Raw genomic sequence first — 15,426 nt, 5'->3', positions numbered from 1 at the left:
ATTGAAGCTGTAGTTACAATTGCTCATAATGCTATAAGTAAAATTGAAAATTGAGTTAATACAACTTAAGCATTGTTTATAAATGCTCAACCTGTAGTTAATACAGCTTCTTCTGCGATTATAAATGCTCAAGCTGTAATTAACACAACTTCTTTCGTAGTTATCAATGCTTGGCTTGGGCTACGCCTTGGCAGTAATTTCTAGAAGCTCAATATTTATTTTTTAATTGCCGTAATTGCGACATTTTCCAGAAATAGCTAGAAATCCAATTGGTAATAATGTGAGCGACAATCGGCACTAATAAGTTGCCAGTAAGCAGGGCACTATATGCAAATATCATCCCGACAATTGTTGCCCAAATCACATAAGGCCATTGTTGGGAACCACTAAAATGCAAGATGCCAAAGCAAAGACTAGATACAATGACAGCTAGATGATCTAAGCCTAAAGCTGGCAGCATTACACCTCTAAATAATAATTCTTCACTCAACCCTGGTAGTAACCCCAGCCAAATTAAGTCTGGTAAGGTTAAGGGTCTTAGTACCATTTCTAGATAATAATCTGCACTTTTACGATAAGCAATCCAAACGCGATAAGCTATGCCACTTAATGCGGTGATGACCAATCCTAACCCTACACCCAACAGCAACTCTCTTTGGTTCAAGTCCCAAGAAAATATGGAAAAGTTGCCAAGGTATAACGAGAGTTTGGCGACTATCAACAAAATGATTGCAGTCGCTCCCATCGCCCCAAGTATTTGGATGCGCGTCAGGTATGGAATTTCTGGCTTTTGCTTTTGTTGTTCAATCACGGGTTTTTAATTTTTAAGGGGCATTGGGCATTGGGCAGGGGAGGCAAGGGAGGCAGGCGGGAATAAACTAATGACAAATGACTAATGACTAATTGACTCCAAAGGTAATAAGTTGGGACGGAGAGCGGAGGGATTAATACCTGCTTTGTGTGCGACTAATACACCCACTGCTTCTAAATATGAGTTTACCTGTATAAATTTGATCCCCAACGGTTGAGGAGGAACTTTTATTAGAGTTTTATTTTCTTCTACTGTAATTATTTGGCATCGTCTTTGGCTTAAACTTAGTAAGGCACTGCTACCACAAGCATTTGCAGGTACGATCGCAACATCTACTTCATCTACCCAAATATCTTCTTGCTGCAATCCGATCGCTCCTCTCTCTATTATAAATTGTGGGGCACGGCTTAATCCTACAAGGACGCACGGCAAAAAGGTATAGCCCAATTCTTCGGCGGCGGAACGGGGAGATAAATCAGGTTGCGGAGGTTCGCTTAAAAGGGCGGGAGAATGGGCGCAAGGAATTTCAAAGGTTCGCACTAGCAAATGGCTAATTACGGCTTCTGCACCCGCTAAAGAATCAACGCCTTCACCCTGGCGATATTTTTGTACTGCTTCCTCATCCATATCATCAGGGAAACGGGCTACAACTGCGATCGCTTCTGCCCCTGCTTTTTTTATTAAAATCTCAGCTGCTCGTAATAAACTATCTGGGTTGCCAATTGTTCCCCAACTCGCTCCTGATGCTGTAGTCCGCAATTCTACATTTAATGGTGCATCTGTAATTACATAATCTGTTAAAGTTAATCCCAGAGTAGCTCTGACTGCATCTGCTGCTTGTATATGCCGTAGCCGTAACTCTGGCTCAATAGCTTGGTCTAAAAGCAAACCTACCTTGTTGCTGCGAACTGGACGCAAACCCCAACATCCAGAAGCGAATTTGTCAAGCCCGTAACCTTCAACATAGAAAGCATTTGGAAGATTCCAGTATAAACTTGCGCCATTCAAGACATTGGGGTGAGTAATTAGGCGATCGCAAACCTGTGCTATAACTTTGGCAACAGGTAAAGCATCTCCTGCATAACCGCCAATAGCAGCCCCAACCCCAGTTGGTACGATTAATATAGCGGTGTATGGACGTTGCATATTGACTTTTGCATAGCGGTACTAGCTTTGCTGCTTTAATTTTCTGAAGATAGGAGTAACTCTCCAAAGCACAGGTCGGTCTTTTGCGAATTCAGCAAATCCAGCTACAAGAGGTTCAAATTTATAATTTTGCTGTTTTGCTAATTCCTTAAGCCAGACTTTATTAGGATTATAGCGGTATAAAAAAACATCACTAAAGCGTTCTAATTCTTCTGCTGGTCGCAGATAAACTTTAAATGTCTTGGAAGGTCGAAGGAGAACTTGTACATTTGGGTTAAGTGAATAGCTTAAAGATAAAATATGACCTATTACTGCATCGCTAATTAAAAGAGGATTAGTTGTCTGATTAACAATTTTTGCAATAGCAATATTTTCCCCATTATGCTCTTTGTTATACCAAACTGTTGCTTTAGCACTGACACCACAGGACAAGATACTTCCCGAAACTAGGGTAACTAAGAATAATTGCCAAAATTTTTGATGCCAAGATTTTAACGAAGGATTAACTAAATTTATTCCTAGTAAGTAGGCAATAGCTAGTTGCACTCCTAATAAACTAGGAATTATGTATCGTGCTTGTGTGGAACGCATTCCTCCGAAAATCAAATCTGGTATTATTAAAGGCAGTGTGCTAACGCCAGCCAGAAGGATAATCAATAACCAAACTGATATGGGTGTTTGACGACAGAGGCAATAAAAAGCATATAGGATTAAGAGTAACAACACTTGATGCACACAAAAATCCCAAGGTTCTTGATTAAGATAAAAAAAGAGCCGACCAAGGTGCTGAATCCAAATATCCCTTAGTTCTGAGTTTTTAAGAGTGTAAATCACCGCCCAATTCAGACCATTCTTCGCTTGAGATTGATTAATAATGACAACCCAAGCCCAAGGAAGAAAAATGATAAAACCTAGCAGAGATGCGACAAGGTAACTTTTAAGAATATTTCGATGGCGGAACCCATAGATAATCATGACATAAAGACCATGAGCGATCGCCACCAATCCACCCAGGAGAAATGTATAAAGATTTAGTATTACAGTAAGTGCATAAATACCCCAGCTAATTCTAGTTTTTAGTCGTATTGCTGATAGTAAAGCTGCGGTTGAAAGTAAAGTAGTTACAGTCCATAGACTGTATTGTCTTGATTCTTGAGAGTAAAGTACATGAAATGGCGAGACAGCAATTAGCGCTATCGTTAACCATGTAGGCAAGTTTGAAATGAAAACACCTGTTTCAACAAATAGCTCTTGACACAGCCAATAAGTGCATGGGAATACTAACAGACTAAGAAGTGCAGGTAACAACCTAGCTAAGGCTACTGAACTACCAATACTCTGAAACCAAAAATTTGCCAAACTGTAGTATAAAGGCGGATGCTGCGGATCTTCCTTGGCTAGGCTTTTGGCTACATCAATAACGCTTCTTGTTCCATCAGGACGCTGATATTTCTGAAGTTCTGTTACACTAACTATTGACTTTTCAAAAAAGTGTTGAGCAACTTCTTCTTGAGTATAACCTGAAGCTCGCAGAGATGTTATGGCTTCATCATACCAGTATACTTTATGGTCAAGGTGAGTAAAACGGAAAAATATGCCCAACACCAGCACAATATAGAGGAAAAAACGCAAGGAAACCTCCTCTTTTATGGTCAATCAATTAAACTTTTAACTGTGGCAATTTTGAATTTTAGATTGTTCCTTCAATCTAAAATCCAAAATCCAAAATCTAAAATTGAATGACTCTTAACTACCGACTTTAGTCACCACAGCTTCAACTGTAGCTTTTTGTTCGTCAGTATCTACAGAAGTAACTGCCCAACGCAGAGGTTCACCTTGTTTCTTTAACTCTGTTTCAATTACTTCTAATAACTCTGCGGGAGTTTCTTGTAAATCAATTTCTGCGGTAATAAAATGAGTCGTCATTTTGGTAAATCCTGTTGATTTGTAATTTCTAGAATAGCTGATATTACTTGCAATGAGATGCTTGTGTAACTTATTAGATTTGATAATCTTAGTGAACAGTTATTCAGTCATGATATAATTATCCGATATACTGATAACTGTTCGCTGATTAATTAATCTTTACCAAATTGTAGCTGATAAAGTATATCTTCTTTTTCCGTCTGAATTTTCAAATCAGAAAGGGGTTTGGCAATACAAAGCAATACGTAACCTTGCTTTTGCAAATCTGGACTAACGCCCATACCATCAGTTTGATCTACAGTTCCCTGGCTTATTTGTCCGGCGCAAGTTGTGCAAACACCTGCATTACAAGAACTCGGCAGTTCCAAACCAGCAGCATCGGCAACTGATAATATCGTTTCATTTTCAGGAACTTGCAAGGTATGAATTTTGCCTTGGTGATCAATTTCTACGGTGTAAGTTTTGGGCATATACAAAAGAAGCGTGATGCAACGGACAAATGTATTAGTTTATCTGAATTAGTTAAAAATATCCAGATGTTACTATAAAAATTTAGGTTAAATAGTGAGAATTATAGCAAGTAATTCTGAATAAGTTATAGATGAGTAACATTATTTACTATACAATACACAAATAAATTAGTTAAATTTGCTTATTATAAATAATATGCGCGATCGCGTTTCTTTAGAGACTGTATCTGTAAGTCTGCCTTTTGGCATTGGTTCGATGTCTTGGAAAGTTGACACCACACAAAAGAAAGCGGCTTGGTCGCTGTATGTGGAATTGGTGACGCGCATTGCTGTACAACCTTTGGAGGTTGACCAGGGTTTGGTACGAGAAGCGATGAATTCTCTTTATAGTTTATTTGGTACTACCCGCGAAGTTCTCAAAGCCGCCGGGCCAGATGTGGGTGCTGCTCGTGATTCAGTGGGGGGAATTGCGATCGCTGTGTTAAATAATGGGTTAAGGCCGTTTTTGGCTAAATGGCATCCGTTGTTGCAAGCGTGGGAAGCTAGACGACCTGTGGGGGTGAGTCCCAAGGAACATGAGCAGAGTTGGTCGGAGGAACCCAAGTTGCGAAGTGAGTTGGAAGTTTTGCGCGGTGGGTTGGAAGATTACGCCAAGGCATTGGCAAAAATTGCAGGCGTGGAGGAGTGATAAATGCCAAAGGATGTTTTCCTTTGCCACAATAGCAAAGAAAAAGCAGAGGTAGAAAAAATTAGAGCGCTGTTATTACAAGAAGGAATAGATGCTTGGTTAGATAAGTATGACTTTGAGCCATTTCGACATTGGCAAGACCAACTTGAAGAAATTATTCCTCAAGTCAAAGCTGTAGCTGTATTTATCGGTTCCTCTGGTGTAGGGCCGTGGGCAGATATCGAAATGAAAGAGTTTCTTGTTGAGTTTGCGAAGAATCATAAGCTTCGCATAGGCTTAGTTATTCTTCCTGGATGCCCTGATAAACTTATAAATACAGTTCCGAGATTCTTAAAAGGCTTTCATTGGGTAGATTTTCGGCTACAAAATCCCGATCCAATGGAACAGTTGATTTGGGGTATTACTGGACAAAAGCCAAAAACACAACCCATCAATTTATCTCAACTGCCTCAAAAACCTTCAGGCAGAAGACAATTTTTAAAATGGGTGGGTTGGGGAATTTTAGGCTTAGTAACGTCAGTTGTGGGTGGAGGGATTTGGAGTCTTAACGTACTTAAATCAGAAAAAGGCATTGACTATACCAAACTACGCGACTTACTAGTAGCAAAAAACTGGAAAGAAGCCGACAAAGAAACTTATCGGGTGATGATTCAGGCTATACCTAAAAGTAAGGAAGGCTTATTTACCTCAGACGAACTCTTAGAATTTCCTTGCACTGACTTACGCACAATTGACGGCTTATGGGTAAAATACAGCAATGGACACTTTGGATTCAGCGTCCAGAAGGAAATTTACTTGAGCGTTGGCGGTAAAGCTGACGGCAATTATCATGAAGCAGCCTGGGAAAGATTTGGCGATCGCGTAGGATGGAGAGTGAAAAGTAATTGGATAAAGTACGAAGACGTAAATTTTGATACAGCGTTTCCTAAGGCACACCTCCCCGGTTTAATTTTGGATTTGGGATTCGATGCTTTCTCCAACTTTTTTGGTGGTGGTTGGGAGGCTGGGGCGCGTCTCTTCTCTCGCATCGATACTTGTAAACTGTAACATTTAAGGCTTTCAGATATTTATAAAGATTTATTAAAAACCCCCAATGCACCGTAGAATCAACATTTCATAATTTCGATACCTGGCACTGTGGTTGCGCTAAATATACAATAATTGATGAGCAATTTCGTCTGCTGTCAAAGTATCAAGAAGAATAGCAACTCTTTCGGCAATTTCATAGGCATTTCTACGTTTAGCAATCAAAACTCTTGCATGAAATTGACTATTAACTACATAACTTGTGTGTAATTCCTCAAAATCAAGTCGATTATGTGTTAATATACGATGCCCAATAGATGCAGCAAAAGCTAATTGTTTTTGATCTGGTTCTCCTAACATTTGCTGTTCTCTGGCTGTTGTTGCATCAAAACCTCTTGCTAAGAGTAAAGTAGCCACAATAACATCTACATCTTCATCAATATAAACTTGAGCAAAAATCGTCATTTTTGATTTAATCTAGCTTTAATAGCTGGATGGACTAGTTCATCAGGGACATGATTCCGCTCGATATATTCATTGATTTCTGCTTGATTATCTAAGTAAAAACTCAAAGCATCAAAGACTTGGGCTAAAGTTAAATGAGGCAAATGTATCGGGATTTCTTCTGGTCTAATACCTAAACGCCAATTTTCAACAATTGCTCTCACAGGCGTTCTAGTTTCCTTAATAATCGGTTCACCTGATAAAATATCAGGCTGTCGGGTAACATAGCGAGAGTTTGTAGTAGTTGTCATACTATTGAGATTTTTGGCAGTATCTCTGTTAATCTATCATAGACTGGATTGAATGCGATGCATACGGCGAGTTACACCTACGCATTTTATAATTGTCAACCTGAAGAGCGATCGCTATTATTCAATAATAAAAAAACTTGAATTATTGCTTTACTGTTACTGCCAAATGTAGCCCTAAAGCATCCAACAAAGAATTTAGACTGTAAAACTCAATTTCGCCTTTATCTGATAGCATCTGGTCAAGTTTATCGTAGAGTTCTTTGACTTGTGCAGAAAGTAGGTCAACCCCACCATACGCTTCTATAACATTTTTCAGCGCCTTACTCAACATTTTCGGGTCGCCTTCTTCTAAAACAACTTCGATATAAGCTGCTGCTTCTAGTGGATTTTTTAAGTCTTGAATCAGTTTTTCATGATAACTTGTACTTCTAGGCATCATCTCTACTCCTGTAATCTTCCCAATATTCCTTGGCTTTAGCAATATCTTTATCTTGAGTGCTTTTATCACCACCACACAAAAGAATAATAACTGTTGAGCCTTGCTGTCCAAAGTATATGCGATAGCCAGAACCGTAGTCTATTCTCAGTTCAAAAACTCCATCACCAACTGATTTGCAATCACCTAAATTACCTGCTTCTACTCGGTCAAGCCTAGCTCTAATTTTAGCTTTTGCTCTTATATCGCGCAAAGAGTCAAACCACTCAGAGAAAGGATTTATACCATTAACGCTTAAATAACTTCTGATCTCCTTTGGTGAAACTTCCATCGTGAAATTTTTTCCAACTCTGCGATCGCTGTAAATCAACAATATACACTATGTAGCGATGATTGCACTCACCAACAAACTTTGGTCATCAATGTTATAAGGTTGACTCTTAAGGTTACAGCATTAAGGCTTAGAGCTAGAACATAAAGCCTTAAGGTTACAACATTAAGGCTTTAGGTTATAACATTAAGGCTTAAGGTTACAACATTAAGGCTTAGAGTTAGAACATTAAGGCTTAAGATTACAACATTAAGGCTTAAGGTTAGAGCGATCGCTGTTGACATAGAATACAGACCATTTGTAGAAGCATAGCAATGCTCATAGGTGTCAACTTAACGTAAAAACCATGTCCCGCAAGGAACTGAAGTTCCTTGCTAATAGCTCAAGTCATCTAAAGATGACTAAATAACCCGAAAAATCTTTAGTCTACTTGAGTAGACTTTAGCTATTAGCCTGGAAGTTTATTTCCAGGCGGGTGAGTCAGCTAACAGTTAAGCTACCTTTGTTTATTTGGACACCAATGAGCAATGCTTGACTGAAAATCAACCTTTGATGATTAAATTCCGAGAAATCACGGACATAAATAAAAACCTTTTCTAAAAAAAATGCGCTTTTTGCTTAACCATAAATCAGGTTAATTGAGACACAATAGCCGTGTAAAGCTATTAAAAGCGTAAAATTATGACTAGAATAAAACGTAGTTCTCGGATTTTAGAAAAAGCTGAGTTTAGAGTTGCTGGGCTGAAAGCAATCGATCCAAAAATCAATTTTGATGATACTCACAACTTGCAAAATCTGACTCATTTAATAGACAATTTCCACAATATGCTTGATGATTATAACGCTGCGATCGCTATGATTGACTCTTCTAGAAAAAAGCTGGATGAGATGGAAAAAAACTTAAGTCAGGTTTCAGACAAAATGCTGATGGGGGTTGGTTTCAAGTACGGCAAAAACAGCAATGAATATGAACTTGCAGGCGGCGTTAGAGACAGCGAACGTGTCCGTAAAAGCAGATTGACACGCTTAAAATTTAACATAGATACATCAGATGAAAATGCAATAACCGCCACGCCCTAACGGTAAATCAGCCCCTTTGGGTAAGTCAAAAGTCAAAAGTCAAAAGTCAAAAGGCTTATAGAATCTGCTTTTAACTTTTTTAGAATAGTATCTGTGAAAATTAAAGGTGTCCAGCAGATCCCTGACTCCTCAAAGAAGTCGGGGATCTATTTCATCACAAATGATTCAAGACTGCTATATAATAAGACTTTGCATTAACCCAGAACTTCCGAAATCTTCAAATTGAATGACCCGTTTTATCCATGATAAATTCGCCAAAGACTATCTAGAAGAATTATTAAAAGACTACGGTGAAGTCAAGGCATCAGAAAAAGTATCAGGAGAAATTAAAGAAATAGATGTTTTATTCACTCCTACTAAACAGCAAAGCTCTAATATACAAATACTGGGAATGCTTGGAAGATTTGCCGAACAGCGTGCAATTATAGAACTCTACCGCAATCCAGCTTCTACCGATGAAATCTGCGACTGTATTTTAAAATTATTAGAAATCAAGGCTCTCCTGCGACGAGAAGCTAAAGCCAACAAAACCAAACTTCAGGATTTAGAAATTCCCAAATTGTGGGTTTTTACACCTACCATATCTGAAACTAGATTGTCTAGCTTTGGAACTATACAAAAAGCAGGTTGGTTATCGGGAGTACATTTTCTCCCAGATGCTTTGCGAACAGCAATTGTAGCAATACACCAACTACCACAAACACCAGAGACATTATGGTTAAGGCTTTTAGGTAGGGGAAATGTGCAGTCACAAGCGATTATCGAGTTGCAAGCGTTACCATTAGATCATCCATACCAAAAAGCAACTCTCGAATTAGTTTACAACTTGCGTGAAAACTTGATAGTAAACCAAGAATTAGAAGCAGATGATAGGGAGTTAATTATGCGATTAGAACCACTTTATCAAAGAAACAGAGAACAAGCTGTACAAGAAGGAAATAAACAAGGAGAACAACGTTTAGTTATACGTCAACTCAATCGCCGTATTGGTGAGATTGATGCATCATTAATCGAGCGAGTTCAAGGTTTATCGATTGAACAATTAGAGAATTTAGGAGAAGCATTGCTAGATTTTTCTAATGTTGCTGATTTAGAAACTTGGTTAAATCAAGAATTAATCTAATTCATTTCGATTGATAAAGAGTTAATTATGCGATTAGAGCCACTTTATCAAAGAGACAGAGAATAAGCTGTACAGTCAGGAGAGCAACGTCTAGTTATACGTCAACTCAATCGCCGTATTGGTGAGATTGATACGTCATTAATGGAACGAATTAAAGGATTATCGATTGAACAATTAGAGAATTTAGGAGAGGCATTACTAGACTTCTCTGATGTTGCTGATTTAGAAACTTGGTTGAACCAACAATAAAATCAAGACTCGTAAGCTTTAATTGCGTTAGCGTAGCGGGGCGTTCGCTTTTAGCGTCTCCAAGAATTGCCGCTTGCTTCTCGCCTTTAGCGAGTATTGCAAATTATCCTTATAGATTATCAGGGTCAATATTTAATTCTCGCAACTTAGCGACTAGGCGTTCAGCGCGTTGCTTCTCCTGTTCAGCACGCTGTCTTTCTTCGTCCGCACGATGCTTTTCTTGTTCTGCTAATTCTTGCGGTGTCGGCACTAACTGCCCTTGGGCTGTAAAATAACGTAATTGATTGTCCTGCACGCCTATGTATAAATCTAACTGCTGACTCCATAACCAACCTTGGGGGTTCGCTTCTATTAGTTGGTAATTCCCGTCTACTAAATGAAACCCTACAAATTCTAAGTTATCTTGGTCAAACCAAAAATACTCTGGTGTGCGAAAGGTATCTTGGTAGATTTGTTTTTTTAAGCCTTTGTCTGTGACTTTTGTAGAAGGCGAAAGCAACTCGACAATGATATTCGGATATTTACCATCTTCTTGCCAAACCACCCAACTTTTGCGCGGTTTTTTTTCGCATCCTAGCACCACAAAAAAGTCTGGGCCACGAAATTCTTCAGATTTAAGCTGACGTTGGCTGTAGTAAATTGTCAAATTTCCCGCCGCATAAAAGTCATTGCGATTTTGCCACCACAATTCTAAGCATTGTAATAACAGAATAATTTGGCGTAGATGTAAATCGCTTTCCAATGGTGGTTCGTCACTGTAGATATCTCCTGCCGGAAATATTACATCTTTTCCTGGTTCTAATCCTTGGACAACTGACATGACTTTCTTGAGGCTAAGGGTGACATATTCAGATGAAGGGCTGCGGATGGATGCACAGATATAATTACTATCATAATCTTGCTGATTTATAATTATGTGCGATCGCTCTGTATTAAAAGTGATTAGCTGAATATGATATTACAGATATAATAAAACTTTTAATTTAACTAGAATCTAATAGACCTAGCGGCTAAAAGTCGCCGTTATACAGACAAAACCCACCGATCTGGGTTAAAAATCCTTGATTTACTCTTAGTCCACGGAGGTGAACTTTGTTTGTGTAGTAGCGAATTCTATTCGTCTCATACTTTTCAAACTTTCAGTATAAAAAAAGTTGCGAATAACCGATTACCAGTAAGGCTTTCATCATAAAAGTAAGCTAAACTTTTATAGCCAAGGATTGCCGAAAAATTTCATAATTAAAGATAGAACATCCCAATGGAGAACATAAAAATGCTAGAACAATATCGTAAACACGTTGCCGAAAGAGCAGCACTCGGTATTCCCCCTTTACCATTGGATGCGAAGCAAACCTCAGAATTATGTGAATTACTGAAAAATCCGCCAAAGGGTCAAGAGGAGATATTATTACATTTATTGCGCGATCGCGTTTCTCCTGGTGTTGATCCAGCAGCTTATGTCAAAGCTGGATTTCTCACTGCGATTGCCAAAAAGGAAATCACCAGTCCCTTGGTTTCGCGCATAGAAGCGGTGCAATTACTGGGCACAATGGTAGGTGGTTACAATGTGCAAGCTTTAATCGATTTGCTGCAATGGCCCACCGTATCCGTCTCCGACTCTTCCGAAACACCTCTAGTAATGGGTGGACAAGGAAAAGAACCCATCGCCGCTTACGCCGCCAACGCCTTAAGCAAAATCCTTTTGGTGTATGACGCTTACCACGATGTTTTAGAGTTGTCTAAAACCAATCCTTTCGCCAAGCGGGTGGTTGACTCTTGGGCAGAAGCTGAATGGTTTACCAGTCGCCCCACAGTCCCAGAAGCGATTACTGTCACCGTTTTTAAAGTTCCTGGCGAAACCAATACTGACGACTTATCCCCCGCCCAAAGCGCCACAACTCGCCCAGATATTCCCTTACACGCCTTAGTGATGTTAGAGTCACGGCAACCAGGAAGTTTACAAACCATTGCCGAACTAAAGAAAAAAGGGCATCCTGTAGCTTACGTGGGGGATGTAGTTGGTACAGGTTCCTCGCGGAAATCTGCCATCAACTCAGTATTGTGGCATTTGGGAAATGATATACCTTTTGTGCCAAACAAACGCGCAGGGGGTTATGTTTTAGGTGGTGCGATCGCGCCAATCTTCTTTAACACAGCAGAAGATGCCGGTGCTTTGCCTATTCAGTGCGATGTTACCAAACTTGAAACCGGCATGGTAATTACCATCCATCCCTACAAAGGCGAAATCACCAACGAAACAGGCGAAGTTATTTCCACCTTTGCCCTTAAACCTGACACCATCCTTGATGAAGTCCGCGCAGGTGGACGCATCCCCCTACTTATTGGACGTACCCTCACCGATAAAACCCGTCTTGCACTAGGTTTAGAACACAGCACAGTCTTTACCCGTCCTCAGCAAGCCTTTGATACAGGCAAAGGCTACAGCTTGGCACAGAAAATGGTAGGTAAAGCTTGCGGATTACCTGGTGTGCGTCCCGGCACATCCTGCGAACCCATCATCACCACCGTTGGTTCTCAAGATACCACAGGCCCCATGACCCGCGACGAATTAAAAGAACTCGCCTGTCTTGGTTTCAGTGCAGACTTAGTGATCCAAAGTTTCTGTCACACAGCAGCTTATCCCAAACCAGTAGACATCCAAACCCATCACGAACTCCCCGATTTCTTTGCTTCTCGTGGCGGTGTCGCTCTGCGTCCCGGTGATGGTATTATCCACTCTTGGTTAAACCGGATGCTACTACCCGACACCGTGGGAACTGGCGGCGACTCTCACACCCGCTTCCCCTTGGGTATTTCCTTCCCCGCCGGTTCTGGATTAGTAGCTTTTGCAGCCGCCTTGGGTGTCATGCCTTTAGATATGCCAGAATCAGTATTAGTAAGATTTAAAGGTGAATTGCAACCAGGTATCACCCTGCGCGATGTCGTGAATGCCATTCCCTACGTAGCAATTCAAAAAGGTTTGCTGACAGTAGAGAAGCAGAACAAGAAAAACGTCTTCTCCGGGCGAATTTTGGAAATAGAAGGTTTGCCAGATTTAAAAGTTGAACAAGCCTTTGAACTCACCGATGCTAGTGCCGAACGTTCTTGTGCCGGATGCACAATTAAGCTGAGTGTAGAGACAATTTCGGAATATCTGCGTTCTAACGTTGCGTTGTTGAAAAATATGATAGCACGGGGCTATCAAGATGCACGTACCATGCTGCGCCGTGTGGCAAAAATGGAAGAATGGTTAGCAAATCCCGTGTTATTAGAAGGCGATGCCGATGCAGAGTATGCCGAAATAATTGAAATTGATTTAAACGAAATCAAAGAACCAATTGTTGCTGCTCCCAATGACCCCGATAATGTTAAATTATTATCGGAAGTTGCTAACGATCCAGTGCAAGAGGTGTTCGTCGGTTCTTGCATGACAAATATCGGTCATTATCGGGCAACAGCGAAAGTTTTGGAAGGTGCAGGTGAAGTGAAAACTCGCTTGTGGATAGCACCACCAACCCGCATGGATGAACACCAATTAAAAGAAGAAGGTGTATACAGCGTTTTTGGGGCTGCGGGTGCTAGAACAGAAATGCCAGGATGCAGTTTGTGCATGGGTAATCAGGCGCGAGTTGCTGATGGCACAACAGTGTTTTCTACCTCTACCCGCAACTTTAATAATCGCATGGGTAAAGATGCGCGAGTGTATCTTGGTTCAGCAGAATTAGCCGCAGTTTGTGCGCTGCTGGGACGGCTGCCGACAGTGCAGGAATACTTAGATATTGTGGCGAGTCGAATTCATCCTTTTGCAGATGATTTATATCGGTATTTGAACTTTGATCAAATCGTCGGTTTTGAGGATGAAGGAAGAATGATTTCTAAAGAGGAGCAGGCTTTGTTGGTCTAATCTAAATTGAGGTGGGCTTTTTTAGCTCACCTTGACATTAAATATTTTGAGGACGCGATCAATCGCGTCTCTACATGTGGCGATCGCCTTTCAAAGGCATCAACTTTTTCTCGGCTTGATGAAGATAAACATACAAACCTCATCCCTAGTAGTGTACCAACCCAAAATTGCTACGTGGAGGTAAGCAAGGGAGCAGGGGAGAACAATTGCAGTAAGTCTTTCCCCCCTGCCCCTCTGCCCCTCCGCTCCTCTGCTGACCACAACGCAAAGTTTCCTTGACAGACTACTAGTAAGAGAGACTCAAGCTTTCGCCAAAAACTCATCTAGGCAGTCAAAAGTGGAGTTCCACCCTTCGATCACACCCATTTGTTCATGCTTACGCCGATCCTCAATAGACTCATGCATAATTTGGAGCGTGAGTTTGGTATTGCTATCTAAATCCTCGAAAATGGCTGTTACAACCATTCCCTTTGGTAAATCAGCATTTACGACTTTTTCAAAGCCTTCATCAAATTCATCAGTGGTAACAATCCTCTCAAAGGGTACGATTTCACGAAAAACACCTTTGGCCGGGTACTCCTTGCCGTCTGGGCCAGTCATCACGTAGCGCCATTTCCCGCCTGGACGCACATCCATCTCAATCACACGGGTTGTGAAACCTTTGGGCCCCCACCACTGCGCTATGTGTTTTGGATCAGTCCATGCCTGGAACACAACTTCGCGCGGCGCTTTCAAGATGCGGACGATCGCGATCTCACGTTGAGATTGAGCATCAGTGTCATCCTCAATGTTGCTCATTTTGTTTCTCCTGAGTTTGTAATTCGTGCAGGTAATCATCAAGCCTCTCAAGCCTCTGTTCCCACAATTGACGATATTGCTCAATCCAATCCGCCGCCTCCCTGAGCGGCTGTGCTTGAATCTGGCATGGTCGCCATTGAGCTTCGCGACCCCGCACAATCAGTCCGGCACGCTCTAGTACCTTTATATGTTTGGAGATTGCAGGAAGACTCATCTTAAAAGGCTTTGCTAACTCACTCACCGATGCCTCACCCTTGGCAAGGTGAGCCAGAATTGCACGCCGTGTAGGATCGGCTAGGGCAGCAAAGGTAAAGCTCAGTTGTTCGTTAGACATATTTATTTAACCTAATGGTTAATTAACTACTAGGTTAAATGCACTCTTGAAGAATGTCAAGCCCCCACTTAAGAGAAATCCGCGTGCAAGTAGCAATGGAACGAATCTCAGTTTGCAGTCCTCCAGATTCAGGGCGATCGCACGGCATTTCTGAAACCCCTACTGGATAAGGATCTTGACGAAAAAATAGGCTAAATTAAAAAACGCCAAAACCCTTGCTATTAAAAGATTCTTATACTTTTAGATGCGTTTGCCCTGTCTAACTACGTTAGAAAGAAGGCGCGTCCATGTCGATTTATTTTCATCGTTAGACTGTAAACTCCATAACCCACAGAGTACACTCAATCTA

The 15,426-nt window shown here is 40.8% G+C and carries 17 protein-coding genes and 1 pseudogene; 6 read left to right on the top strand and 12 right to left on the bottom strand.

The genetic code is table 11. The features are described from left to right. Positions 1-208 precede the first annotated feature (208 nt). The 5 genes from RMZ43_RS29585 to RMZ43_RS29565 all read right to left on the bottom strand — a co-directional run bounded on the left by RMZ43_RS29585 (position 209) and on the right by RMZ43_RS29565 (position 4,353). Positions 209-811, bottom strand: a complete 603-nt coding sequence (locus RMZ43_RS29585) for a CPBP family intramembrane glutamic endopeptidase (protein ID WP_322651053.1) — start codon at positions 809-811, stop codon at positions 209-211. A gap of 81 nt (positions 812-892) precedes the next feature. Further along, on the bottom strand, positions 893-1,957 hold the full coding sequence (locus tag RMZ43_RS29580) for a DUF3326 domain-containing protein (protein WP_322651054.1): 1,065 nt from the start codon (positions 1,955-1,957) through the stop codon (positions 893-895). Between the two features lie 21 nt (positions 1,958-1,978). After that, positions 1,979-3,613: a glycosyltransferase family 39 protein gene (locus RMZ43_RS29575; RefSeq protein ID WP_322652779.1), complete on the bottom strand. Its 1,635-nt coding sequence runs from the start codon at positions 3,611-3,613 to the stop codon at positions 1,979-1,981. Between the two features lie 90 nt (positions 3,614-3,703). Next, on the bottom strand, positions 3,704-3,883 hold the full coding sequence (locus RMZ43_RS29570; protein WP_292738060.1) for a hypothetical protein: 180 nt from the start codon (positions 3,881-3,883) through the stop codon (positions 3,704-3,706). Positions 3,884-4,035: 152 nt separating this feature from the next. Next, positions 4,036-4,353 (bottom strand): 2Fe-2S iron-sulfur cluster-binding protein, encoded by a 318-nt coding sequence (locus RMZ43_RS29565; protein ID WP_322652778.1) that lies wholly within the window; start codon positions 4,351-4,353, stop codon positions 4,036-4,038. 196 nt (positions 4,354-4,549) lie between these two features. Between RMZ43_RS29565 and RMZ43_RS29560 the strand changes: the two genes are divergently transcribed. Further along, positions 4,550-5,041, top strand: coding sequence for a hypothetical protein (locus tag RMZ43_RS29560; RefSeq protein ID WP_322652815.1), 492 nt, complete (start codon positions 4,550-4,552; stop codon positions 5,039-5,041). Positions 5,042-5,044: 3 nt separating this feature from the next. Further along, complete coding sequence (locus RMZ43_RS29555; RefSeq protein WP_322652777.1) at positions 5,045-6,088, top strand: GUN4 domain-containing protein; 1,044 nt, start codon at positions 5,045-5,047, stop codon at positions 6,086-6,088. A gap of 99 nt (positions 6,089-6,187) precedes the next feature. Here RMZ43_RS29555 and RMZ43_RS29550 read toward each other — a convergent pair whose 3' ends face one another. The 4 genes from RMZ43_RS29550 to RMZ43_RS29535 form a co-directional block, all read right to left on the bottom strand. Then, complete coding sequence (locus RMZ43_RS29550; protein ID WP_322652776.1) at positions 6,188-6,532, bottom strand: DUF5615 family PIN-like protein; 345 nt, start codon at positions 6,530-6,532, stop codon at positions 6,188-6,190. Continuing rightward, complete coding sequence (locus RMZ43_RS29545; RefSeq protein WP_322652775.1) at positions 6,529-6,822, bottom strand: DUF433 domain-containing protein; 294 nt, start codon at positions 6,820-6,822, stop codon at positions 6,529-6,531. The genes RMZ43_RS29550 and RMZ43_RS29545 overlap by 4 nt, the downstream gene beginning before the upstream one ends. A gap of 142 nt (positions 6,823-6,964) precedes the next feature. Next, the gene (locus RMZ43_RS29540) at positions 6,965-7,258 is read right to left on the bottom strand and encodes a DNA-binding protein (protein ID WP_322652814.1); all 294 of its coding nucleotides are present in this window, start codon (positions 7,256-7,258) and stop codon (positions 6,965-6,967) included. After that, on the bottom strand, positions 7,251-7,589 hold the full coding sequence (locus tag RMZ43_RS29535) for a type II toxin-antitoxin system RelE/ParE family toxin (RefSeq protein ID WP_322652774.1): 339 nt from the start codon (positions 7,587-7,589) through the stop codon (positions 7,251-7,253). Before RMZ43_RS29535 ends, RMZ43_RS29540 begins: the two co-directional genes overlap by 8 nt. Positions 7,590-8,270: 681 nt before the next feature. On the opposite strand from RMZ43_RS29535, the gene RMZ43_RS29530 reads away from it, so the two are divergent. The 3 genes and pseudogenes from RMZ43_RS29530 to RMZ43_RS29520 all read left to right on the top strand — a co-directional run. After that, entirely contained in the window at positions 8,271-8,669 is a 399-nt protein-coding gene (locus RMZ43_RS29530) for a hypothetical protein (protein WP_322652773.1), read from the top strand. Between the two features lie 226 nt (positions 8,670-8,895). After that, a complete protein-coding gene (locus RMZ43_RS29525; protein WP_322652772.1) occupies positions 8,896-9,792 on the top strand; it encodes a DUF4351 domain-containing protein in 897 nt (298 codons plus the stop codon). A 12-nt stretch (positions 9,793-9,804) separates the two neighbouring features. Beyond that, positions 9,805-10,041: pseudogene (locus RMZ43_RS29520) on the top strand (DUF4351 domain-containing protein); the annotation flags it as partial. Between the two features lie 109 nt (positions 10,042-10,150). Here the strand turns inward: RMZ43_RS29520 and RMZ43_RS29515 are convergent. Further along, positions 10,151-10,861, bottom strand: coding sequence for a Uma2 family endonuclease (locus tag RMZ43_RS29515; protein ID WP_322652771.1), 711 nt, complete (start codon positions 10,859-10,861; stop codon positions 10,151-10,153). Positions 10,862-11,314: 453 nt separating this feature from the next. Between RMZ43_RS29515 and acnB the strand changes: the two genes are divergently transcribed. Next, the gene (gene acnB / locus RMZ43_RS29510) at positions 11,315-13,945 is read left to right on the top strand and encodes a bifunctional aconitate hydratase 2/2-methylisocitrate dehydratase (RefSeq protein ID WP_322652770.1); all 2,631 of its coding nucleotides are present in this window, start codon (positions 11,315-11,317) and stop codon (positions 13,943-13,945) included. A 300-nt stretch (positions 13,946-14,245) separates the two neighbouring features. Here acnB and RMZ43_RS29505 read toward each other — a convergent pair whose 3' ends face one another. Then, a complete protein-coding gene (locus RMZ43_RS29505) occupies positions 14,246-14,743 on the bottom strand; it encodes an SRPBCC domain-containing protein (RefSeq protein WP_322651064.1) in 498 nt (165 codons plus the stop codon). Then, positions 14,730-15,077: an ArsR/SmtB family transcription factor gene (locus tag RMZ43_RS29500; RefSeq protein ID WP_322651065.1), complete on the bottom strand. Its 348-nt coding sequence runs from the start codon at positions 15,075-15,077 to the stop codon at positions 14,730-14,732. Before RMZ43_RS29500 ends, RMZ43_RS29505 begins: the two co-directional genes overlap by 14 nt. Positions 15,078-15,426: the final 349 nt, after the last annotated feature.

The sequence above is a fragment of the Nostoc sp. CmiVER01 genome, assembly GCF_034531135.2.
GTDB lineage: Bacteria > Cyanobacteriota > Cyanobacteriia > Cyanobacteriales > Nostocaceae > Nostoc.
The sequence above is the reverse complement of the archived record's forward strand: the minus strand, read 5'-3'. Positions and strand labels throughout refer to the sequence as shown.